Origin of the sequence: Psychrobacter sp. TB67, from assembly GCF_000511065.1 — a bacterium.
GTDB lineage: Bacteria > Pseudomonadota > Gammaproteobacteria > Pseudomonadales > Moraxellaceae > Psychrobacter > Psychrobacter okhotskensis.
Map to the genome: position 1 here is coordinate 19506 of NZ_AYYA01000010.1, position 23741 is coordinate 43246.

The window sequence follows — 23741 nt, forward strand, 5'->3', positions numbered from 1 at the left end:
AATTACGCATGGATTCAGTGACCAATCATAAAATAAATATAATCTCTCAAAACAAAACATGGCTATTTGTCCCTGCGACTCGAATCGATAGAGTAGCAAAAGCCTTTGTGAGCGGCGCAGATGCAGTGATTGTCGATCTAGAAGATGCGGTCGCCTGCGAAGATAAAACGCAAGCTCGCGACTCTGTAAAAAGTTATTATGACGAGCAGGATAATGTACAAAACCCACGACCGATTTGGCTACGTATCAATAAAGCGGGTAGTGATGAGTATAAAAAGGATTTAGAATTGTGCCAACAGCTGCCTAATCTGGCGGGTGTCGTATTGGCGAAAGCCGAACAAGCATCGGATATTGAAGCAGTTTATCAAGCCACTAACTTATCGGTAATTGCCTTAATAGAAAGTGCGCTTGGTCTGTATCAGATAGACGAGATGGCAAAAGCATCAGGGCTGTTGACATTTAGCTATGGTTTTTTAGATTTGTGTAATGACTTGGGTGTCACTGTTGGAACGCCAGCAGCAGACATCATCGCCAATCAGATTCGCTATCAATTAATCTTAACGGCAACAGTACATCAATTATTAGCGCCTATTGATACGGTTTATCCTGACTTTAAGGACGACGAAGGTTTAAGTGCCAGAGTACAGCTTTGGTCACAGATGGGCATGTCAGGGATGCTGTGTATTCATCCCAAGCAAGTCGCCACCGTGCAAGCATCTTTACAACCAACAGAGAGCGAATTGTCATTTGCCAAACAAGTGCTAGAAGAGTACGACAGAAGCGGACAAGCGGTGTTTAAAATAGCAGGTCAGATGGTCGATGCGCCCGTAATCGAGCGCTGCCGTCAGTTGCTGAGTGGATAAAAGGTTGTTAATAGAGTGCGCCGAAATAGGCTAAAAAAGTAAAAAAGGCGCAGTACGGCTGGTTTTTGACTTTGCGACTTCTGCTGGCGTGCCTTCTACCACAATAAGACCGCCCTCATCACCAGCACCCGGACCCATATCGATAATCCAATCGCTGTTGCTAGCGACTTGCATATCATGCTCAACCATAATCACCGTATTACCAGTTGCGACCAGCCCATTTAACTGTGCCATCAGCATCGCGACATCAGAAGGATGTAAGCCAGTCGTTGGTTCATCGAGCACATACAGCGTATCGCCGCGCTGGGTACGCTGCAGTTCGGCAGCAAGCTTGATGCGCTGTGCTTCGCCACCAGACAACTCGGTTGCTGGTTGCCCAAGTCTTAGGTAGCCAAGCCCAACTTTTAGCAAGGCATCTAAGGCGCGCATTATTGGGGCATCATCAACGAAAAATTCAGAAGCCGCTTCGACTGTCAAATCGAGTACTTCAGCGATGTTTTTGCCTTGATAAGTAATTTCTAAGGTTTCGTCATTGTAGCGCTGACCGTGGCACACTTGGCAAGGCGAGTAAACACTCGGCAGAAATAGCAGCTCAACGCTGACAAAACCGACGCCTTCGCAATTTGGGCAACGTCCTTTTTTAACGTTAAATGAAAAACGTCCAGCATCATAGTGCCTTGCTTTTGCTACTTTGGTGGCAGCAAATAACTTGCGCACATGGTCAAACAGTCCAGTATAAGTGGCCAGATTTGAGCGCGGTGTGCGCCCGATGGCTTTTTGGTCTACAGTGACTAAGCGTTTGATATGCTCCATACCACTGACTATCTCTCCGCCTATTGGCGTTTCTTGTTCTTGCTCCAGTAAGGCCGCTTCATCGGTGGGCGCTTCAATCACAGTTTTTTGCCCTAGCGCATTGTAGACCAGTTCAACCAACGCTTGACTGACCAAACTCGATTTCCCCGAACCTGAAACGCCCGTCACTGTGGTTAACACCCCTAAAGGAAATGCCGCATCTAACCCTTGTAGATTATTACGCTCGATATTGGCAAGTTTTAGCCAATGATTAGGTTGTCTTGGCTGCTGGCTTGTTAATTGATGGGCTTTTGGTTGCTGGGTTTTTGATTTTTTATTTTTGGAATCCCCATTAAAAAGATATTGTCCAGTATAGGAATCAGAGATATCTTGCAAGCCTGCGACAGGGCCGCTATAGATGATTTCACCGCCGTGACTGCCCGCTTTTGGTCCGACATCGACTATCCAATCGGCGTGGCGAATGACGCTGACATCATGCTCGACAATGAATAATGAATTACCCGCGGCTACCAGTTCATCTAGAGCGCCTAATAGCGCCTGAGTATCGGCAGGATGCAGGCCAGCGGACGGTTCATCGAGTACATAAACCACGCCAAATAGTTTAGAGCGAATTTGAGTGGCAAGTCTTAGGCGCTGTAGCTCGCCGGGCGATAAGGTAGGTGTGGTGCGTTCAAGTGATAAGTAACCTAGCCCAAGTCTGGTTAACGCTTCTACACGCGATAAAATATCGCTGGTAATACGCTTGGCAACAATGGCTTTTTCACGGTCGGGCATATCATCGCTGAGTTTTTTATTGGCAGCGCCGTGAAGTTTAAGCGCCAGTTCAGTCAAGGTTAATTGTGACAACTCGCCAATATCAAGCCCTGCAAATTTAACCGACAGCGATTCTTGTTTTAACTTTTTGCCATGGCAGCTTGGGCATTCTGAAATTTGCATGAACTGCGCCACACGTTTTTTGGTACGTGGACTTTGGGTCGTGGCAAAAGAATGTAAGACGAAATTTTTTGCACTGGTAAAAGTGCCTTTATAATTGGGTTTTTCACCTTTTTTAATCGCCTCGCGTACTTGCTCGAGATTGTATTCTGGGTAAACCGGCACTTCTGGGGTTTCATCGGTAAATAAAATCCAATCGCGGGTTTCCTTGGATAACGTGTTCCAAGGTTTGTCGATATCGTAGCCCAGTGTGGTCAATATCCGGCTCAGATTTTGCCCTTGCCATGCTGGTGGCCAAGCAGCAATGGCGCGTTCTCGAATGGTTTTCGTCTTGTCAGGCACGAGCAAATCTTCTGTGACCTCAAACACGCGACCAATACCTGAGCAAGTAGGGCAAGCACCTTCTGGCGTATTTGGCGAAAAGGCATCGGCATATAGCATGTCTTGCCCAGCGGGGTATTCACCCGCTCGCGAGTACAGCATGCGTAGACCATTTGAAATCGTCGTCACGCTACCAACCGATGAACGTACCGACGGCGTACCGCGCTGCTGTTGCAAGGCGACCGCAGGCGGTAAGCCTTCTATCGAATCGACATCAGGCTCGCCAACTTGGTCAATCAAGCGCCGTGCATAAGGCGATACCGAATCAAGATAGCGGCGTTGCGACTCAGCAAACAGAGTGCCAAATGCCAGTGACGATTTGCCTGAGCCTGATATACCGGTAAAAACGACCAACGCATTACGCGGTAAATCTACATCGACATTTTTGAGATTGTGCACCCGCGCGCCCCTGACCTGAATACTTTCATCAGCGGTAAGGTGGTGATTTTTGAGAGAAATGTTAGATTTTTTATGATTAGATTTCTTATTATGGGTTGTCATACAACGCTTATTCCTTTGACTAAAATCGGCTCGTTAACGCTTTGATTCAACAATACCGTGTCTGTTTGATACTGTGTTCTTTTAATATCGTATCTGCTTAACGTCATCCTACCACCTTAAAATCAAAACCCTGCGCAGGCTTACGCTTTATATACAGAGGATAGACACAGTAACGTCAAACGATAACCTTTATAAGGTTTACCCGATAAATTGCAGATTATAGAGGTTAAGAAATACGGCGTTTTGACCGCTATTAAGCGGGCAAGTGGCGCGTTAATTGAGAATGCTTTATCATTAACCTTATCTATCAATCATTTATAAAAGTATTTTATGATTTTTATCAGCAATACCATTAGCCTGAATGACAGCGAAGTAGATATTAGCGCCATACGCGCGCAAGGAGCAGGCGGGCAAAACGTCAATAAAGTGTCGTCTGCTATCCATCTGCGTTTTGATATTCCCGCTTCGAGCTTGAGCGATGTCATTAAGCAGCGCTTATTGGACAGTAAAGACAGTCGAATCACCAAAGAAGGTGTACTTATTATTAAAGCGCAGCAGTTTCGTACCCAAGAACGCAATCGAATTGATGCCTTGGAGCGGCTGCAAAGCTTTATTATTCAAGCCACTCATGTCAATAAAACCCGCAAAGCGACCAAACCTAGCAGAAATGCCAAACGTAAACGCGTCGATCAAAAAACCCAGCGCGGTAAGACCAAAGCTTTACGCGGTAAGGTGGATTTTTAAATAAGCGGCTTACTTTTTTAATAAAGCAAACAGCAAAATGCCAGCCCATTTAAATAGCTGGCATTTTTTATAGGCTTATTTACTATCAGATTTTTAGCTAACCAAGTCTTCTACTTAATTCAGGAAAGCGCTTTATCATAAATAACATCAAGAGCAGCGACACACTGGCGATAGCCGCGCCAACATAGCCGACACTTGATATAGAAATATGCGTTACGGCATAACCACCAAACAGTGCACCGGCGCCAATGCCTAAATTAATAATCCCTGAGAACATCGACATCAGCATGTCTTGCGCCGTGACATCGACCATGATGACTTTGGCTTGCATGGAGATAATCAGCAGCATCAGCGCCGCGCCCCACAGTAACGCAATGAAACTCAGCGCCCAGATGGAGGTCACGGCAAACAATAGCACCAGCATAGATATCAGCATTAATATGATCGATATCAGCATCAATCTGGTATTAAAACGATCACCCCAGCGACTGAATATCACACTGCCTGCAATCCCTGCTACTCCAAATAATAGCAAGACAACCGTCGCGGCGTTTTCACTTATAGCGCCAACCTGCCGCATAAAGGGTTCGATATAAGAATAAGCGGCATAGTGCGCGGTAAAGACCAGTAAAATGAGTAGATACAAACAGACCAATAAGGGGTTTTTAAGCAATTCTGGAATTTTTCTAAACGAGCCTTCAAACATACTTGGTAGCATGGGCAATAGCCTTGCTTGCAAGATAAAGACGATAAAAGCAATCACCCCAATACCGCCAAAGGTTGCCCGCCAGCCAAACCATTGACCGACTAAGCGCCCTAGTGGCACGCCGAGCACCATCGCCAATGAAGTACCGGTTGCAAGTACACTAAGTGCCAGTGCTTTTTTGCCTTCTGGTGCTACGCGTATCGCAATCGCCGCTGTGATTGACCAAAATATCGCGTGCGAAAGTGCAATACCAACGCGGCTAATCAGCAATACATCAAAGCTCCAAGCAAATACTGATAACACGTGGCTGGCAATAAATACCACAAACAAGCCCAAAAGTAAGCTTTTACGCTCAAAGCGGCTGGTAAGTAGCATCAATGGTAATGACATGGCCGCGACAATCCACGCATACAGCGTCAACATCCAGCCAGTCTCTGCTGTGGTGATGGAAAAATCTTGGGCAATGTCACTTAATAGGGCAACGGGGACAAATTCGGTGGTATTCATAATAAAGGCGCTGACGCCCATTAAGAATACTTGGAAATACTGAGTTCGGCGAGCATTTGCGCTCACCTCAAGGTTATGTTTCATATGATCCAATACAAATAAAGAAGGCGCTAATAGTGCAAATTAGCTGAAAAATAATTCATGAGTTTAAGCGTGATGTCGGAAATACATGGCGGCATAGGTCATAATGATGAAAAAGAGGAGGGCAAGATAGCAAATCAGTTGCGGTATGTCAGAGCCTATCATCAGACCCTACTATTTTATCAGGAATCGACCGTTTTTTTGTAGGAGAGTCTTTAAAATTAGCGACCGAGTAACTGGTTGAATAATTAAGTGGACTGTTAAATTCATGGTTAAGTAAATCCGATGATGACATCAGTGTCAGTTACATAGTGCTTATAGTGAGGTATCGCTATTTACGCTTGAATATAGGTATGATGACGCCATAGGCTAGAAATGCCTGATAACGTGATTTTAAATAATCATTGATATTTTACTAGGGCGTGTATTCATTTCAAAAATGGCGATAAAAATGAGATAAATTGCTGTCAAACAAGAAAAACAGCGCAGATAATATCGGGATATTAACCAGCTATTTGACGATGTTTGGCAAGATTTAGCCATTTTTAGCCCATTTAGATGACTATCGAATGAATTGAAAACACGCCCTAAGATGGGATAAAAGAAAAGCAATCTATGAAAACCGACACCAATAAACCATTAGCCTTTAGACGATATCCTTCAACGACGGCGCTGCAATGTTTTGAGACCGCTGCTCGTCATTTGAGTTTTACCAATGCCGCGCAAGAGATGCACATGACCCAAAGCGCCATCAGTAAGCAAGTGGCGCAGTTGGAGGAGATGCTAAACCTGTCTTTGTTTTATCGGACGCCGCACCGGATTTCACTGACCCCTGCTGGCAAGTCATATTATCTTGAAGTTTTAGAGATTTTAAAACATATCGAGGTGGCGACCACCAATTTGATGTCGCATAGCAGTAATACCGAGCTGCTAAAAATCGTCTCACATCCGACATTTTGTGCCCGTTGGTTGATTCCAGCACTCAGTGGCTTTAGTCAAAAATATCCGCTTATTAACTTGGATATTAAAGAGCTGGCGGGGCCATTTTTTTCTGAAGACCAAAATGTCGATATTGCTTTTTTGTATGGCGATGGCATGTGGAGCAATATGGAGGCCATAAAACTGTTCGATGAATACTGCGTTGCGGTCTGTCAGCCGCAGTATTTGCGAGATAAAACAATGAGTACTGAGTGTATAAATGACTATGTGTTATTGCAAATAAGCTCGCGCTTAAGTGCGTGGTATGAGTATTTTAAGCAACAAGATATCAGCGTCGATGGCACTTTTGTAGGTCCACGTTTTGAGACTTTCCATGCTTGTATTTCTGCCGCCTTACTGGGCTATGGTATAGCCTTAGTGCCGTTACGTTTGGTTGAGCCCGAGCTACAATCAGGCACTTTAGTGCTGGCGTGGGATTATGCGGCAAAGGGTCGCGGCAGCTATTATGTGACTTATCCTGTCTCTTCAGGGCAATCGCATAAGGTCAAAGCGGTTTTAGAATGGATTACGGCTTATTTAGCAATCTCAGATGAGCGTGAAAAGGCGTTAGGGTTGGTTTTATAATGTCCTGCTGTTTTTTTCGATAATCTAAAGTGTTTTTTATAGCACTGGTCTTGTTTTTTTTATCCTGCAAAGTTGTTTGCTGTGAAAATTTAACAAGCTAAAAAAACTGCCTTAATACGCAGTTTTTTTTGTTTTTAAAGGATTCGTTTAGGGAGCTAATTTACTGGCAATGACAAAAAGGAATGCCACCACAACTATTATTCGTTTGCTGCCGGAATGATGTTTTGTTGAAATGAGTCTAACTCAAGGAAGAGATAGAGATTCATCATGGACAAGCTTTATAACGTGACCGATGCCTTTACGATGGTGCATCCGCTCACGCTCGTCAAAGGCAAAAATGCCAGAGTTTGGGACGACAATGACCGCAGCTATATCGATTTTGTCGGCGGTATCGGCGTTTTAAACTTTGGTCATTGCCATCCTCACATCGTTGACGCCATCATTCAGCAAGCCCAGGCGCTGATTCACTATGCCTACAATGCGGCAGCGCATCAGCCGTATCAAACCTTTATGCCGCGATTGTGTGAGCTTGTGCCTATTAGGGGCGATCTGGCAGGGATGCTCACCAACTGCGGCGCAGAAGCAACCGAAAACGCTATAAAGATAGCACGCATGAAGACGGGTCGCACAGGCGTCATTGCGTTTGATGGTGGCTTTCATGGGCGCACACTGGCTGCGGTCAATCTCAATGGTAAGGTCGCGCCTTATAAGCGCGGGCTTGGTGCATTAGGGAGCGGCGTTTATCATATTCCTTTTCCCAGCCCCGATAACAATATCAGCGACGAGCAAGCGATTGATGCGCTCCAGCGTTTATTTATGGTAGAAACCGATATCGATAATATCGGTGCCATCATCGTCGAACCTGTACAAGGGGAAGGCGGTTTTCAATTGATGTCGCCCACCTTTGCGCAATATCTACGTAAGTTTTGTGATGAGCACGGCATGTTACTCATCATGGACGAAATTCAATCCGGCTATGGTCGTACGGGTACGCCGTTTGCTTTTACCCATTTAGGGATTGAGCCTGACCTTATTTTACTTGGCAAAAGTATCGCAGGCGGCTTGCCTTTAGGTGCGGTCATAGGCAAGGCTAGTGTGGTCAATGGTCTTCCTAAAGGCAGTTTGGGCGGTACTTATTCTGGCAATCCAGTTGCTTGCGCCGCTGCCAATGCCACGCTTGATATCATGCAAGCTAATGACGTTTGGCAGTCAGCCAAGCATTATGCCCAGACGATTGAGACGACCATCAGCCAATGGCAGCAAGAAGGTATCTCACCTTGGTTATTTGGTCTTACTGGTATCGGTGCGATGCGCGGTATCGAGCTGCGCCATCCTGAGCATGATGTGCATCCAAGTGTGATGGCGCAAGTATTAACCAAAGCCCGCGAGCGTGGTCTATTGCTGATGCCAAGTGGGCAATATCGCCATATCATTCGCTTATTACCGCCACTTACCATAGATTCTGACACCCTAAAAGAAGGGTTGGATATTCTAAAAGAGGTACTCATCGCGCTTCCTGATGGATTGCCTGCCGCTTAATGTTTAGGAGTGCTTAGGCGTGCTGAGGATAGATAGCGCATCGTCATAACCAAATGCTCGAAACAAAATACTTATTATTAAGCTAAAGATTTATTAACTCTATTACAAGGATGTTTATTTGTGAAAAATAGTAGCGTCAGTCCAGATAAGGATTTTATCTGCAGCGATGATATCCGCCATGATTTCTCTATGGCCATGTCAGCGATGTACCAAGATGAGGTGCCGCTATACGGCGATTTGGTTGATTTGGTCAGTGATGTCAATGTCGAAGTATTAACCTCACATCCCGATATTAAATCACAACTGCTGCATACGGGCGAGATTGAGCGTCTAAGCATGGAGCGTCACGGGGCAATTAGGCTAGGTAGCGCAGCAGAGCTGAGCATGATGCGCCGTCTTTTTGCCGTGATGGGTATGCACCCTGTCGGCTACTACGATTTAGCGCCTGCTGGCGTGCCGGTGCATTCAACAGCTTTTCGCGCACTTGACTCGCATTCATTGCATAAAAGCCCCTTTCGCGTTTTTACCTCGTTATTGCGTTTAGATTTGATTGCCGATGAAAATTTACAACAAGAAGCCACGGCCACACTGGCGCAGCGTCAGATATTCACTACTGGCGTCATTGAGCTTATTGAAGTCTTTGAGGCGCAAGGTGGTTTGACTACTGAGCAAGCAGAGCAATTTGTCCAAGAAGCGTTAGAGACATTTCGTTGGCATGATAAAACGCCGGTGGCAAAAGCGCTCTATCAGCGTCTATTAAATCAGCATCCGCTCGTCGCTGATGTGGTCGGCTTTAAGGGTCCACATATCAATCATTTAACGCCTCGAACCTTGGATATTGATGCCGTACAACAAGGCATGCAAGCAAGAGGCATACCCTCAAAAGCCATTATCGAAGGGCCACCGCGTAGAGCGTGTCCTATCTTATTAAGGCAAACCAGTTTTAAAGCGCTACAAGAAGCGGTTGGCTTTAAAGTTGCTAATAACTCAGACGCTAGCCATGAAGAGTACGAGCAAGGGCATCATACCGCGCGCTTTGGAGAGATTGAGCAACGCGGTGTGGCGTTAACACAAAAGGGCCGCGCGCTTTATGATGAATTATTGGCCGCAGCTCGCCGCCAGCTTGGTGCTACCCCAAATGAGGACAATGCGGCTCAGTATAATCAAATTTTAACTGAGGTATTTACCGCTTTTCCTGATGATTATCAAACTCTACACGATGAGGGGCTGGCGTATTTTTATTACCAGTTGACGGACAGCACCCTTGATTCTGAGGACGGTCAAGCGTTGTTGGCCGGCAGCTTAAGCAATGATGATTTGAATAAACTGCCTAATGCTAAGCTGACTGCTCTGATTAATGATGAAGTGCTTCGCATTGAACCCATCGTTTATGAGGACTTTTTGCCTGTCAGTGCCGCCGGTATCTTTCAATCGAATCTGCAACAGGCGCAGCCAAGCCAATATGATGGTTACTCAAGCCAACAAGAGTTTGAACGTGATTTGGGGGCAGTCATTTACGATGAGATGGCATTGTATGAAGCGATGCAGGCGCAAAGCCTTGAGCAGTGCCTGTCTAGTGTCAATATTTAGTAAAATTTAGGCTAAAAATAGCCAGCGTATAGCCGACTTATTACTACGTCATTCCAAAAAGGAATGACTGCAAGAAATTTATTATTTTGCAACTTAGTAGGTAGCAGGGTAATTTTATAAGTCAGTCAAGGACGTAGTAAACCATTATACCAATAAGCAAAGGATTGATTATGATTAAGCAATACATGTCTGCCATGGGTGTCAAAGAAGAACAATATCAACATGGCGATTTTGAAGTCAATACGCCTATAGACGGTACGGTTATTGGCAAGATAACTCTAGATAGCGTTGATGATGTTAATAATAAAATCCAAAATGCCAAAAAAGCCTTTCAAGAATGGCGTGTCGTTCCTGCCCCTAAACGTGGTGAGCTGATTCGTCTATTGGGTGAAGTCCTGCGTGAACACAAAGAAGACTTAGGTATCTTAGTATCGCTAGAAGCCGGAAAAATTAAAGAAGAAGGCCTTGGCGAAGTACAAGAAATGATTGATATTTGTGACTTTGCCGTGGGCGTATCGCGTCAGCTTTATGGTCTAACCATCGCCTCGGAACGCCCAGGTCACCACATGCGTGAGACATGGCATCCACTGGGTGTCATCGGCGTCATCTCGGCCTTTAACTTCCCCGTTGCCGTTTGGTCTTGGAACACGGCGCTGGCCATCGTCTGTGGCAACCCTGTCATCTGGAAACCTTCAGAAAAAACCCCACTCGTCGCCTTAGCTTGCCAAGCGTTATTTGAAAAAGCCTTGGCAAAATTTGGTAAAGCACCCGCACATCTATCGCAAATTATATTGGGTAAAACCGATATCGGTAATGCGTTGGTTGAAAATAAAGACATCGCCTTGGTCAGTGCCACCGGCAGTACGCGCATGGGCCGAGAAGTAGGACCTAAAGTCGCTGAGCGTTTTGGTAAATGCTTGCTTGAGCTTGGTGGCAATAACGCCATGATTTTGGCACCGACGGCTGATTTAGATTTGGCGCTACGTGGCATTTTATTCTCAGCAGTAGGAACGGCAGGACAGCGTTGTACCACTTTACGCCGTCTATTCGTTCATGAGTCGGTCAAAGACGATATCTTACCGCGCGTTAAGTCTGCCTACGATACTGTGAGCATCGGCCACCCGCTCGAAGGCAATTTGGTCGGTCCACTGATTGATGAAGACAGCTTTAATAACATGCAAGCGGCGTTAGAAAAGGCTCGAAATACTGGCGGTAAAGTCACGGGCGGCGAACGGGTGCTGATGGATAAGTTCCCCGATGCCTATTATGTGACCCCTGCCATTGTTGAGCTTGATGAGCAAAATGACGTAGCACGTAGTGAGACGTTTGCACCGATTTTATATGTCATGCCTTATAAAGAATTTGACGATGCGCTAGCGATGCAAAACGATGTGCCACAAGGGTTGTCATCTTGTATCTTTACCAATGACTTGCGTGAAGCTGAAACTTTCCTCAGTGACCGCGGTAGTGATTGCGGTATCGCTAACGTCAATATCGGCACCAGTGGCGCTGAGATTGGCGGCGCATTTGGCGGCGAAAAAGAAACCGGCGGTGGTCGTGAATCAGGTTCTGATGCATGGAAAGCTTATATGCGTCGTCAGACCAATACGGTCAACTATTCAACCGAGCTGCCACTGGCGCAAGGCATCAACTTTGGCTAGTAAGAATGTGATGTGATGTGATGTGACGCTTGTTAAGTAGGCTCAGCGCCTATTTAACAAGCCAAGTATCAATTGTTTTGGTAGCCAATTATTAAGTATTTATTGTTTTGGTATGAAAGCCTGCGCAAGTGATGAATAACTATTCATGATTTCAAAAACAGGTTTTTTTACTCCCTTTTTAGTACTCTTTTCAGCGTTTTTTTAGCATTATCAGCAGCCATGGATTGGTTGTTCCCACTACTGTTATATCTATGACAACAGTAACCACTACTAAGGAAGGTAGGTGTCTTATGATGGATGATAAACCTTATGACGAAGCTAAAGATGGCTACGGTCCGTCTTCTAGTTTTTTATTAGATATTGCACCTCTGGTGTTGACTGCCATTATTCTGATGGTGCAGTTTTTTGTATTCAAAGATTTTACCCCTCACATTCCCTTAGCTTGCGGTCTTTTAATCACCGGCTTGTTTATGAAGCTGCGTGGCCGTGATTGGGACGGCATGGAACAACGCTTTTTAAAGGTTGTTAAAATTGGTCTACCGGCCATGATTATCTTGATGGGCGTTGGTATGCTCATCGGGGCTTGGATTATCGCTGGTACCGTCCCTACGATTTTATACTACGGTTTTAGCATTTTTTCCCCTTCATCATTTCTAGTCTCCGTTTGTCTTATCTGCGCCATTATTTCTGTCGCAACCGGTACCTCTTGGGGCACGGTTGGTACAGTCGGTCTTGCTATGATGGGTATTGGGCTAGGCTTGGGAATCCCGCCGTCACTAACGGGCGGCGCTATCGTTTCTGGTGCTTTTTTTGGCGACAAGATGTCTCCTCTATCAGACACCACCAACTTAACGCCAGCAGCGGCTGGTGTTGAGCTTTGGGATCATATTCGCGGCATGTTGCCAACGACTGTACCTGCCATGGTGACTGCATTAATTATCTATGCTTGGATTGGGATGGGTTACGGTGCAGAAAATGTCGATTTATCTTCGATCAAAGAAATTCAAACCTCACTAGCGGCCAACTATAACTTGAGCGTGATTACTTTATTACCTGCTGTAGTCGTTGTCATTGCGGCGGTAATGAAAATGCCCGCTATTCCAACGGTATTATCAGGTGTAGTAGTTGCAGGCTTAGTCGCGTTCTTTATGCAAGGCGTGGGTGTTCACGATATCTTTAACGTCCTACAAAATGGCTTTGTCAGTGAGACAGGCTTTGCTGTCGTCGACCAACTGCTGTCTAAAGGCGGCATTATGTCAATGACTTGGGTTGTGACCTTGACCATCTTTGCCTTAGCCTTCGTTGGTGCCATTGAGCATTACGGTACGCTCAAAGCCATCATGGCAAAAATTAATAAGATGGTGAAATCAAGATTTGGCTTAGTAATTACCACTTATCTCAGCACTCTTGGTGTCGGTACGCTCATCGGTGACGTCTATACCACACTGGTATTGCCAGGCCGTCTACTCAAAGACAAATATCAAGAAATGGGCTATAAGCGCACGACGCTTACGCGCTCTATTGAAGATACTGGCACTCTGTTATCTCCTCTGATTCCTTGGAACATGGGTGGTAGTTTCGTTGCGGCAACCCTAGGTATTGCGACCCTTACTTATGCGCCCTTTGCCTTTGCCTGCTGGTTATCGCCGCTATTTGGCTTGCTATGGGTATTCTTAGATAAATTTATTCCCCGTGAAGAACCTACTGTTAATAACGACACAAGCACGCTCTCCACTGTAGACAACGTGTAATTTATAAGGAATATAAGATGTTGCAAGAGCAATGTTTGTGGAATATGACCGCACCTATTATTGATACCTACAGCCAGATGAATAGCGATACTGAAGCAACTATCTGTATTATAGGCAGCGGTTATACCGGGTTATCGGCTGCGATTCATTTGGCAGAAAAAGGTGTCAAAGTTATCCTCTTAGAGAGCCATACCATTGGCAGTGGCGGTTCAGGAAAAAGCGTAGGGCTCGTCAATGCAGGTACTTGGGCGCGCCCTGATGATTTGAATATTGCGCTAGGTGAAGCAGCAGGTGAGCGTTTAACTGAAGCCCTTGGACAAGCCCCAAGCTTAGTATTCGACTTAATCAAGCGTTATAATATCGATGCACAAGCCACTCAAGCTGGCAATATCCACATGGCACATAACGCTAAAGGTGAAGTCGATGTCGATGTTAGATACGAGCAGCTAAGTCGTCGCGGCGCGAATGTTGAGGTATTGACCGGCAGCAAATGCCATGAGTATTGTGGGACTAAGAACATCAATAAGGCACTACTTGATCACCGTGCTGGTACCATAAACCCGCTGGCTTATGTCAGAGGACTGGCCAAAGTAGCGGCCAGTCTTGGTGTCACTATCTACGAACATTCAGCCGTTGAGGCACTAGAAAAAGTAGACGGTCATTGGTATACAAGAACCACTAAAGCGCGCGTGAAATCTGAGCGCGTCATTATTGCAACCAACGCTTATACCGAAGGCGAGTGGACAGAAATCAAAAAGACGTTTTATCTAGTGTATTACTATCAGATTGCATCTGAGCCGCTCAGCGGAGAGGCGGCAGATCGTATTTTGCCATACAAAACAGGGGCATGGGATACACGCTTGGCCTTGTCTAGCTTTCGCCGTGATGACGATGATCGTCTATTATTGGGAACAGTTGGTGGTACGCAGCTTAAACCAAAATCCTTTTATCAATCATGGGCCAATGCTGTGCAACAAAGCTATTATCCAGATTTACCAGCATTTAAGTGGCAGTATGAGTGGACTGGTAGCTTCGGCTTTACGCAAGATCATATCTTTCGAGTCATGGAACCCGCTGAAGGTTTACTGACAGCAACGGCTTATAACGGTCGCGGCATTACCACAGGCACGCTGATGGGTAAGTGCTTTGCAGATTATATAATGACAGGTAATAGGGACAGTATTCCCTTGCCATTTAAGACTTTAGAAGAGGCAAAAATATCTTTTGGAGGCATTAAGTCTGGCTTTACTGAGCTGGGACTGACTTTATATCATGCAGGTCAATGCCTAAGAATCATTGGATAACTTTATATTGGATAACTTTATTGAGTTATCGTCTGATTTTGCTAAAGTTCTTTTAAATATAAAGATATTTAGAGTTTTACGATGATAGGAAGACATTAATACTTGTTTGATTACTAAAGCGTATTAATATCCATATTTATTTTCTAGTATCTGATATGCTATTATCCTTGAGTCACTATCGTGGGTTTAACAGTTTTGTATCGTCATCCGTTATTTTAATTAATGACAGCGTACAAACCTTGCAACTTCCAGCACGATATAAAACAATTCTGGTAAAGCGCATGAGCCTGTACTCCGACATCCTCATCTGTGCCTGTTTTTATTTGCCTACTTGGGCTTATTTCAACGTTTTTCGTCGGAGTTACAGGAGTCTAAGGTGTTCAATATCATGAGCCACATTGCCAACCAATCCAAATATACTCGTCATTATCATCCACGTCATCTTCTTGCACAGTATGCGATCAATCAGATAGCAACACTTGAGCTGCGTCCGCAAGATATTGTCAAAGCCATGGGTTATCCTATCAAGCATACCATTCCTGCTTGTGAGCGACTGCGTCATGTATTGTCGAACAAATATCTCGGGCTTGATAGCAGCTATCTTGATAAATATTTTACTGCTGATGAGTTTTTAATAGCATTATTTACAGTGCTTGAGATACCTCATGCACCTTTTGCAGAAGATATTGCCCAAATTAAAGATGACTTAACACATTATCCTAGCCGGTTGCCAAAATATAGTTTGCGAGCAGAGGTAAACTTTGAGTTTACTGCGGACGTGAACTGGATGGCTCGTGGTGCTGCTTCGCGCTTGGCTCATATAAGATTGCCAGAGGGATTTGCCAAACTAGATGAGTCTGAGCGAGCGTCGATAGTGAAAAAAAGTATCTACAAGCATTATCGGCAGCACGAGGGCAACCTACCTTATAATGGTATGGTTAAAGGTTATCAATTAATCACTGAACAGCGTAATGAAGTGGTTGATAGCGTCAAATATGCTCTACCAGAATCTAAAGCGTGTTAAGTTTTAAATGTTAAATGCCAAAGGTCGAAGGTCGAAGCAAAGCCTGACGGTAATGTCAGACCGCTGACAGTGGTGACGAGTGCGAGATTTGACTAGTCACTTAACGACGCTTTTTCACATACCTTTCCTTGCTCATTTTGGTGCAGATATTCTTTAATTCACATTACTTCTAAAGCTTAGGTATTCGGCGGTGATAGCATCGGCATCTTCAATTTGTGGATAATGTCCCAACGCTGACATCTCAGCAACATTGGCATTCGGGATCAATTCACGGTAACGCTGAATCATATGTTTACCCGAGATGGGATCTTTGGCACCTGCAACCAGTTTAATTGGTATGCTGCTATTGATAATCGCGTCTACCCAGCGTTCACGATATTGTTGACGTTGTGGTATATAGTTAATCAGTTTATGCATCACTGCTAGACCATTATTATGAGTTAACAGCTGCCATAACGTTTCGATGACCTCAGGGGTTGGCGGCGTTGCTGGCCCAAATATTTGTTGTAAATTATCCGCAAACTTCTGCTTATTAATGAATTTGGATACCAAAGGACCTAAGGGCGACAATAATAATTTTTGAATCAAGATTGGTTTGTGAGTCTCAGGAAACAGGCCACCATTTAGAAAACAAACACTGTCAATGCGCCTTTTACTATTGTCACTACTGCCACTAACTTGCCTAGCTAATAACTCTTGTGCGACTGTGTCACCATAATCGTGTGCCAAAATATGATAGTCATGGATGCCAAGATTTTGCAAAAAAGTCTCAAAAATATCAGCCTGCTCACTAATTAAGTAGCGCGCGTCTTTGGGTTTGTCAGACAAGCCAAACCCCAACATATCGAGAGTGACAACGTAATAATGCTCAGTGAGCTTCTCCCACATACCTTCCCAATCCCAACTGGCACTGGGGAAACCATGAATTAACAGTAATACTGGCGCATTTTTATCTCCACCCTGACGGGTAAAAATTTTCTGACCGTCAATAAATACGAATTGTCCCTGTTGTTGCCATTCATTCAGCGTTATCATTATTGGCTCACTCCTCAAAAGACGGATCAGTTCGGTGCAGCTTTCTTAATAAGGCCGGCCACGCAATATCACCATTGGCTTCTTTAGTTACTTGCTTCGATGCCGCTTGAATGCCAGCCAATATTTGCGGTGATATCAAGGTTAATTCACTGCCGCCGCTCTGCGCTTTGATTTGGACCTCGCACGCTTTTTGCAAGATGTAAATGTTTAAAAAGGCATCGGCCACAGTGCTTGCACAAGTGAGCAAACCATGATTGCGTAAAATCATGAAATTGGCTTCTCCAAGATCAGACACTAAGCGCACTTTTTCTTCAGGGTTCAAAGCGACACCTTCATAGTCATGATAAGCCAAGTTAGATAATGGAAATAAGGATTGTTGCGAGATAGGCAGTAATCCTTGCTGTTGGGTAGATACAGCCACACCGTCGCTGGTATGGAGGTGGATAACGCAATGGGCATCACTACGAGCTTCGTGGACGGCACTATGAATGGTAAACCCTGCAGGATTGATATCGAATTCTGATGACGACACTTTTTCACCAGCTTGATTGACTTTGACCAGACTAGAGGCGGTAATCTCTTCAAATAGTAAACCATAAGGGTTAATCAAAAATTCATCCTCAGTATTTGGCACACGTGCCGAAATATGAGTAAAGACCAAATCATCCCAGCCATACAAGGCAATCAATCGATAACAAGCGGCAAGGTTGACTCGCATCTGCCATTCTTGTTCAGTTACATTGTCTTTTACGTTGTCATTTACATTGAGTGTTGAATTGCTTTTCATTATGTCATCCTTGAATTTCTTAGCTATTTTTGAAAGGCGATGAATCCATCATTTTGTCCGCACGGCTCCCTCAAATCTATATCCTACGATAAGTAAAAGCAATTGAATTCTTTATAAAGATAACTGTTACTCGCTTATGACACGTTTAAGATAGATGTTTGAAATCAATAGATTTCATTTAATTTCTATTTTGATAATTAGATTAAACGTTTGTATCCTCCAATTTTATTTCTTATGATCTCACCATTGTCATACACCTAAAGGAGCCTATGAGTACCATATCCTTTAAGAGTGAAAATTATTATTGAGGGTCAGTGTTCGCATTGTTATCATAAGCGAGTGAAAGATGTTGCTGCTGTTTATCGTGAAAAAGATAAAAGTTTAAATATTATCTATTTATTGATTGCATCTGACAGATTATCAAAGACTATGAGAGCTTATAAAAAATTTTGATAACTGTTGTTGATCATTAGAAGTCTTTGCAGAGCGATATCGCTCTGCAAAGACTTTTTCTGTTAACTAATGAGACAGAAGATTTTAGAAGCTAATACAGCGTAATAAGAGCTAATTCTTGCTGAATGAGTAAGAATATAAAGGAAGAATGAGGTAACATTAGCGTTAGAAGTAAGGGACGATTTTCAATAAAAAGGGAGTTTTACAATGAAGGGAATCACGCGTTTTTCGAATAGTTTGATGGAAAAATACTTACCGGATCCATTTTTATTTGTCATCATCTTAACCGTCGTGATTTTTGGTATGGGCTTAGGTCTAACCGATTCTTCACCGGTACAGATGGTGGCATATTGGGGTGAGGGCTTCTGGGCATTACTCGCGTTCTCAATGCAGATGGTACTGGTACTCGTCACTGGCTTTGTATTGGCAAGCAGCCCAATATTTAAAAAAGGATTGGGCAAACTTGCCGGCTTTGCCAAGTCGCCCGGTAGTGCGATTATTTTGGTAACCTTAGTCTCGCTTGCAGCGAGTTGGATCAACTGGGGATTTGGCTTGGTCATCGGTGCGTTATTCGCCAAAGAATTAGCGAAGCGTGTTGAACATGTCGATTACCGCTTATTGATTGCCAGTGCTTATTCTGGTTTTATTATTTGGCATGCCGGATTCTCGGGATCGATTCCTCTATCGATTGCCACAGAAGGCCATCCGTTCGTTGATAAAATTGGTATTATTCCGACGAGTGCGACTATCTTTGCGAGTTATAATTTAATTATCGTTGCAGCCTTGGTTATTATTGTGCCGTTATTAAACCGTCTGATGATGCCAAAAAAAGAAGATACGGTGACGGTGGATCCAAAAGTGTTGGCTGATCCAATCATTGAGGAACTACCAGAAAAATCAGCCATGACACCAGCAGAGCGTTTGGAAAACAGCTGGATACTATCGATGGTTATCGGTGTCATGGGCATAGCCTTTATCATCTATTATTTTGTGCAAAACGGCTTTGCATTGACGCTCGACTTGGTCAACTTTATGTTCTTGTTCCTTGGCATCATATTTCACGGAACACCGCGCAAGTATTTGATTGCCGTGCAAGAAGCGGTCAAAGGCGCAGGCGCAATTATTGTCCAATTTCCGTTTTATGCAGGCATTATGGGTATGATGACGGCGTCTGGCTTGGCAGCTGTTATGTCAGAAGCGTTCGTCAGCGTTTCGTCAGCAGACACCTTGCCACTTTTTGCCTTCCTAAGTGCAGGACTCGTCAACTTCTTTGTCCCGTCAGGGGGTGGACAGTGGGCAGTGCAAGCGCCGATTATGTTGGAAGCGGCAGAAATGCTTGGTAGTGACCCTGCAAAAGTTGCCATGGCGGTGGCATGGGGCGATGCTTGGACAAATATGATCCAGCCATTTTGGGCATTGCCCGCCTTAGCAATCGCTGGACTAAAAGCCAAAGATATCATGGGCTTTTGTGTCATCGTGTTGATTGTCAGTGGCGTTGTGATTGGTCTGGGATTATTGTTCTTATAAATAAATGCTAAAGTAATGACCTTGCTTTGAGTTAGGGGCGAGGTCTTTTTTATTCTTCTTTCCTGATTTTGAGTTACCTGTGAGAGATATTATGACTGTTCAACTGCATCGCCTGTATTCTTTTCGTCGTTGTCCTTATGCCATGCGTGCTAGGCTTGGCATCTTATTCGCTGAGTTACAAGTGGAGCTGCGGGAGATAACGCTCAAAAATAAACCGATGCAGATGCTAGCGATAAGTCCCAAAGCTACAGTGCCTGTTTTGCAACTGGCTGATGGTAGGGTGATTGAAGAGAGTAGAGAGATAATGGAGTGGGTGCTTGAGCAGCAAGATCCGCAAAGGTTGCTGGATTCAGAGGTTTTGCAACAGGCCAACGCTCTGATCGATAAAAACGATAACGAATTTAAACATTGGCTAGATCGTTATAAATATGCCGACCGTCATCCTGAGATGACTCAGGAAGAGTATCGACAACGGGGCGAAGTCTTTTTACAGGTGCTAGAAGAACTGCTGACTAAAAACCCTTATTTGCTAGGCGATAGCATAACGATTGCCGATATTGGCATCATGCCTTTTGTCCGTCAGTTTGCGCATGTGGATCGCGATGTTTTTTATGATCTACCTTACCCAAATCTACAGCGCTGGTTGCAAGATTGGCTGGCGCATCCATCATTCCTGCAGGCAATGAAAAAGTACCAGCCTTGGCAAGAAGAGGATGATGTGGTGCTATTTCCTTCTTAATCCTAAGTGCTTAACGATAAGGGTTCATTAAGATGAACGTGCGTTATTAACGAGATGCTTAGTGGATATAACCACGCTTCATGGTTAAAAGCAGTATTTGGCCTCCTAAGGCGAAACTGTACGGGTAAAAGTGTATCGACGAGCACTATAAGACGTATAATGGTAACCTGCCGTATAACGGCGTGATTAATCATTGGTAATTAGTGGTTATCGACTTATCACTAAACAGCGTAATGAGATTATTGATAGCGTTGAGTATGAGCTGCCAGAGTGTGAGCTGCCAGAGTGTGAGCGGTATTTTATGTATCACTCATTATCTAATAGCAATTAGCAGCAATAAAAATTTAACAAAGTACCTCCAAATAAAAAGGCCGTCCTGAATGAGCAATAATAACCCGTATAATTTTTTACCTTTGCAGCCGACTGGTAGAAACGAGACTGATACTGCCAACACTTATGCGCCTGAAGACATGATTAAAATATACGAGCAGCAGTTTCTCATTCAAGTACCTGAAGAAAAGCTGACCGAGTTTTTACCCGCGCTAAAGAGTTTTTATGATATTGACAATCATACGTTAGACGTCAGTGCGATTATTTTTGACGCAATCGCGGAGTCCTCTATCATTTATAATCATAAGGTCAAAGCAGGGCGCTATGAAATCCTAGGCGAGTTGGTAAAAGAAGTGATTGAATATGATGAAGACAATAAAAATGATGAAGGTATTGAAGACCTAGACGCTGAAGACAAAGAGATTCAAGCTTATACACTAGAGTGCAAGCGCACCTTTTTCATTAACGATGTAGAGATACCTTATCATTTTAACTTGTTCATTTATGGTGACGGTTATTCTACTTTGACCAAAAAAGAAACCGTATTAGAAAAAATGTACTGGTTCGTTAGAGGCAGATTCGAAGAAAATCTACTGGACGACACCGAAGAGAATGACAGTTTAGACTCGATCAATAAGCAGCTAGCCAGCTTAGGTATTCGAGAAATGGATCTGAACACTATAGATGAGACAGTGAGCTATGTTGAGGACAACATCATAGACGATGCCATGGTGGACGAGCTTAACACCTTATTAGATGCTGCTGAGTAGGTAGCAAGCGCTAAGAGTAGGGTATGTCCTAAATTCGCATGACAATTATTTTAAAATACTGTTTATGCCAAAGTTGTTATAAAAAAGCCGTTACAAAAGAACATTTATACAAGATTATTGATATAAGGCACATTGCTATGCAACAAACACAGAACCCTGTGGATCAAAGACAAGATGCTGTAGAACATAAACCCGTATTCATGCCGAGAACCAACAGTGATAATCTGGTCAAAACGGACATGGTTCGGTTTGAGCGGCATGTGGGGTTTGCGAGTCGCCAAAAGAAAAAATCCATTAATGATATGCATCAAGTCATTCGTAAAAAGTATGGCTTTAGTCATGTCCTAGAGCTATCGAGTAAATCGGGCAATAAATTGAGTTTTCCGCTCAGTCCATTGAGCTTAAAGCTCACGAATGAGCAAGATGGGCAGCAATATAGTGTCGAAAACGCCTTTCAAAGCAGTATGGTTTTTGAGGATGGTGGCCCTTATATCGACTTGCTAAGTGTGCCGCCAAGACAAGCCAAAAAGGACGAGCGCTTAATAACTTCAGGTGAGCTGATTGGCTATAATTATTTTGGCATGGAATGGAGCGTAGAGCCGTTGACGACATTTTATGACTGGCTGTATATCAATGCCCTAAAGCAAAACCCGCATCTGCATGAGGAAGTCATGCAATATCAGGCCTTTACGGATCGTGAGTTTAATCCCAAAAAATCTATTCATTGTGCCGCTTATGCGCTGGCGATGTTTGTGGCGCTTAATAAACGCGAGTTGCTCGATAACATTGAAGACCCTGCGGTATTCTTCAATTTATATCATGAATTCAAAATAAGTAACACCGAGCAGCTTTTGGAAGAAGGGTGGGTTTGATTGCTCTGTGCTTTCAATTTGATATAAGAAGTCAATTGGTTTTCTAAAAGCGACGATACAAATGAGCACTGAGTTTCCTATATAATACGAGCCATCCAGTTATTAATTATTCATTCAATTTAGGTTTTTTTCTTAGCAGGAAAAGCCTTTTATTAAGTAAAACGGTGCTTTATGTTTAACGCTTCCTCGACTCGTTTAAATAAATACATCAGCGAAAGCGGTATTTGCTCCAGACGCGACGCTGACCGCTTTATTGAACAAGGTAATGTGTACGTCAATGGCAAGCGTGCTCAAGTAGGCGCGCAAGTAGTCGCTGGAGATGCGGTAAAAGTTAACGGCCAGCTTATTGAGCCACGAGAGCCTGATGATTTTGTTTTTATTGTGTTGAATAAGCCAGTAGGTATTGTCAGCACCACCGAGAGCTCTGAGAAAAACAACATCGTCGATTTTGTGAGACATAGTTTACGTATTTTCCCCATCGGTCGTTTGGATAAGGACTCCCAAGGTTTAATCTTTTTGACCAACAATGGCGATCTGGTGAATAAGGTATTACGTGCTGGCAATAATCACGAAAAAGAATATTTGGTCACGGTCAATAAACCGATCACCGATAGTTTCATCGAGGGTTTGGCCGGTGGTGTGCCTATTTTGGGGCAGATGACAAAGAAATGCCCGGTTACTAAGGTCGCACCCACCGTGTTTAACATCACGCTAGTTCAGGGTTTGAACCGCCAAATTCGCCGTATGTGTGAGCATTTTGGCTATGAAGTCGTCAAGCTTGAGCGTACGCGGATTATGAATGTTACTCTTAAGGGTACTCCCGTTGGAGATTGGCGAGATTTAACCGAAAAAGAGCTGTCTGTTTTACTCAAATCGATAGAAGACTCTTCTTCACAAGATCGTAATTCGGGCAAGAAACCTAGTCATACGCCACGAAAAAAATCTCGCAGTGATGATTCGTCAAAAGCAAAAGCGTCTGCAAAATCAGGGGATGCAGCCAAAGGAAATACTAGAAATACGAAGGATGGTGCGAGAAAACCAAAGGGCTCAAAAGATAGACGTCCTTTTGGTGATGGTAATAAGTCTCGTGGCAGTGGTAAACCTGCTGCACGTGGCAATCGCCCTTCAAAAGGTCGAGGCTCTAAGCGGTAACAGTTTTCAAAACCATAGATTGAAGTATAGTGGTCAGTTAATTAGGATACCGGCTAAGAGGTATTATATAAAAATCGAGATAACTTAAAGTGTGATTGCTTTATTCATTGATGAA

The 23741-nt window shown here is 44.0% G+C and carries 18 protein-coding genes; 14 read left to right on the forward strand and 4 right to left on the reverse strand.

Going from position 1 to position 23741, the window contains the following annotated elements:
- Positions 1 to 8: 8 nt before the first annotated feature.
- On the forward strand, positions 9 to 863 hold the full coding sequence (locus W293_RS0101950) for an HpcH/HpaI aldolase/citrate lyase family protein (protein WP_051395059.1): 855 nt from the start codon (positions 9 to 11) through the stop codon (positions 861 to 863).
- A gap of 30 nt (positions 864 to 893) precedes the next feature.
- Here W293_RS0101950 and uvrA read toward each other — a convergent pair whose 3' ends face one another.
- A complete protein-coding gene (uvrA, locus tag W293_RS0101955; protein ID WP_025650851.1) occupies positions 894 to 3491 on the reverse strand; it encodes an excinuclease ABC subunit UvrA in 2598 nt (865 codons plus the stop codon).
- A gap of 330 nt (positions 3492 to 3821) precedes the next feature.
- Between uvrA and arfB the strand changes: the two genes are divergently transcribed.
- Complete coding sequence (gene arfB, locus W293_RS0101960) at positions 3822 to 4235, forward strand: alternative ribosome rescue aminoacyl-tRNA hydrolase ArfB (RefSeq protein ID WP_025650852.1); 414 nt, start codon at positions 3822 to 3824, stop codon at positions 4233 to 4235.
- A 97-nt stretch (positions 4236 to 4332) separates the two neighbouring features.
- On the opposite strand, the gene W293_RS0101965 is transcribed toward arfB, so the two are convergent.
- Complete coding sequence (locus tag W293_RS0101965; protein WP_025650853.1) at positions 4333 to 5532, reverse strand: sugar transporter; 1200 nt, start codon at positions 5530 to 5532, stop codon at positions 4333 to 4335.
- Positions 5533 to 6144: 612 nt separating this feature from the next.
- On the opposite strand from W293_RS0101965, the gene W293_RS0101975 reads away from it, so the two are divergent.
- The 7 genes from W293_RS0101975 (at position 6145) to W293_RS0102005 (ending at position 15961) form a co-directional block, all read left to right on the forward strand.
- Complete coding sequence (locus tag W293_RS0101975) at positions 6145 to 7092, forward strand: LysR substrate-binding domain-containing protein (protein WP_025650854.1); 948 nt, start codon at positions 6145 to 6147, stop codon at positions 7090 to 7092.
- Between the two features lie 267 nt (positions 7093 to 7359).
- Entirely contained in the window at positions 7360 to 8631 is a 1272-nt protein-coding gene (locus tag W293_RS0101980) for an aspartate aminotransferase family protein (RefSeq protein ID WP_025650855.1), read from the forward strand.
- 189 nt (positions 8632 to 8820) lie between these two features.
- Entirely contained in the window at positions 8821 to 10221 is a 1401-nt protein-coding gene (locus W293_RS0101985; protein ID WP_051395060.1) for a VOC family protein, read from the forward strand.
- A 170-nt stretch (positions 10222 to 10391) separates the two neighbouring features.
- A complete protein-coding gene (locus W293_RS0101990) occupies positions 10392 to 11882 on the forward strand; it encodes an aldehyde dehydrogenase family protein (RefSeq protein ID WP_025650857.1) in 1491 nt (496 codons plus the stop codon).
- Positions 11883 to 12172: 290 nt separating this feature from the next.
- Positions 12173 to 13633 carry a Na+/H+ antiporter NhaC gene (gene nhaC, locus W293_RS0101995; protein ID WP_025650858.1) on the forward strand — a complete coding sequence of 487 codons (1461 nt, stop codon included), beginning with the start codon at positions 12173 to 12175 and terminating at the stop codon, positions 13631 to 13633.
- A gap of 17 nt (positions 13634 to 13650) precedes the next feature.
- On the forward strand, positions 13651 to 14937 hold the full coding sequence (locus W293_RS0102000) for an NAD(P)/FAD-dependent oxidoreductase (protein ID WP_025650859.1): 1287 nt from the start codon (positions 13651 to 13653) through the stop codon (positions 14935 to 14937).
- Positions 14938 to 15325: 388 nt separating this feature from the next.
- On the forward strand, positions 15326 to 15961 hold the full coding sequence (locus W293_RS0102005) for a hypothetical protein (protein ID WP_101212040.1): 636 nt from the start codon (positions 15326 to 15328) through the stop codon (positions 15959 to 15961).
- Between the two features lie 153 nt (positions 15962 to 16114).
- On the opposite strand, the gene W293_RS0102010 is transcribed toward W293_RS0102005, so the two are convergent.
- Both W293_RS0102010 and W293_RS0102015 read right to left on the reverse strand, forming a co-directional pair.
- Positions 16115 to 16996: an alpha/beta fold hydrolase gene (locus W293_RS0102010; RefSeq protein ID WP_025650861.1), complete on the reverse strand. Its 882-nt coding sequence runs from the start codon at positions 16994 to 16996 to the stop codon at positions 16115 to 16117.
- Positions 16997 to 17003: 7 nt separating this feature from the next.
- Positions 17004 to 17783: a class II aldolase/adducin family protein gene (locus tag W293_RS0102015; protein ID WP_025650862.1), complete on the reverse strand. Its 780-nt coding sequence runs from the start codon at positions 17781 to 17783 to the stop codon at positions 17004 to 17006.
- A 660-nt stretch (positions 17784 to 18443) separates the two neighbouring features.
- Between W293_RS0102015 and W293_RS0102025 the strand changes: the two genes are divergently transcribed.
- The 5 genes from W293_RS0102025 to rluF all read left to right on the forward strand — a co-directional run bounded on the left by W293_RS0102025 (position 18444) and on the right by rluF (position 23626).
- Positions 18444 to 19763 (forward strand): short-chain fatty acid transporter, encoded by a 1320-nt coding sequence (locus W293_RS0102025; protein WP_025650863.1) that lies wholly within the window; start codon positions 18444 to 18446, stop codon positions 19761 to 19763.
- Positions 19764 to 19854: 91 nt separating this feature from the next.
- On the forward strand, positions 19855 to 20502 hold the full coding sequence (locus W293_RS0102030; RefSeq protein ID WP_025650864.1) for a glutathione S-transferase: 648 nt from the start codon (positions 19855 to 19857) through the stop codon (positions 20500 to 20502).
- Positions 20503 to 20882: 380 nt separating this feature from the next.
- Entirely contained in the window at positions 20883 to 21602 is a 720-nt protein-coding gene (locus W293_RS0102035) for a hypothetical protein (protein ID WP_025650865.1), read from the forward strand.
- Between the two features lie 158 nt (positions 21603 to 21760).
- Positions 21761 to 22474: a DUF6977 family protein gene (locus tag W293_RS0102040; protein ID WP_025650866.1), complete on the forward strand. Its 714-nt coding sequence runs from the start codon at positions 21761 to 21763 to the stop codon at positions 22472 to 22474.
- Positions 22475 to 22645: 171 nt separating this feature from the next.
- The gene (gene rluF, locus W293_RS0102045) at positions 22646 to 23626 is read left to right on the forward strand and encodes a 23S rRNA pseudouridine(2604) synthase RluF (protein ID WP_025650867.1); all 981 of its coding nucleotides are present in this window, start codon (positions 22646 to 22648) and stop codon (positions 23624 to 23626) included.
- Positions 23627 to 23741 lie beyond the last annotated feature (115 nt).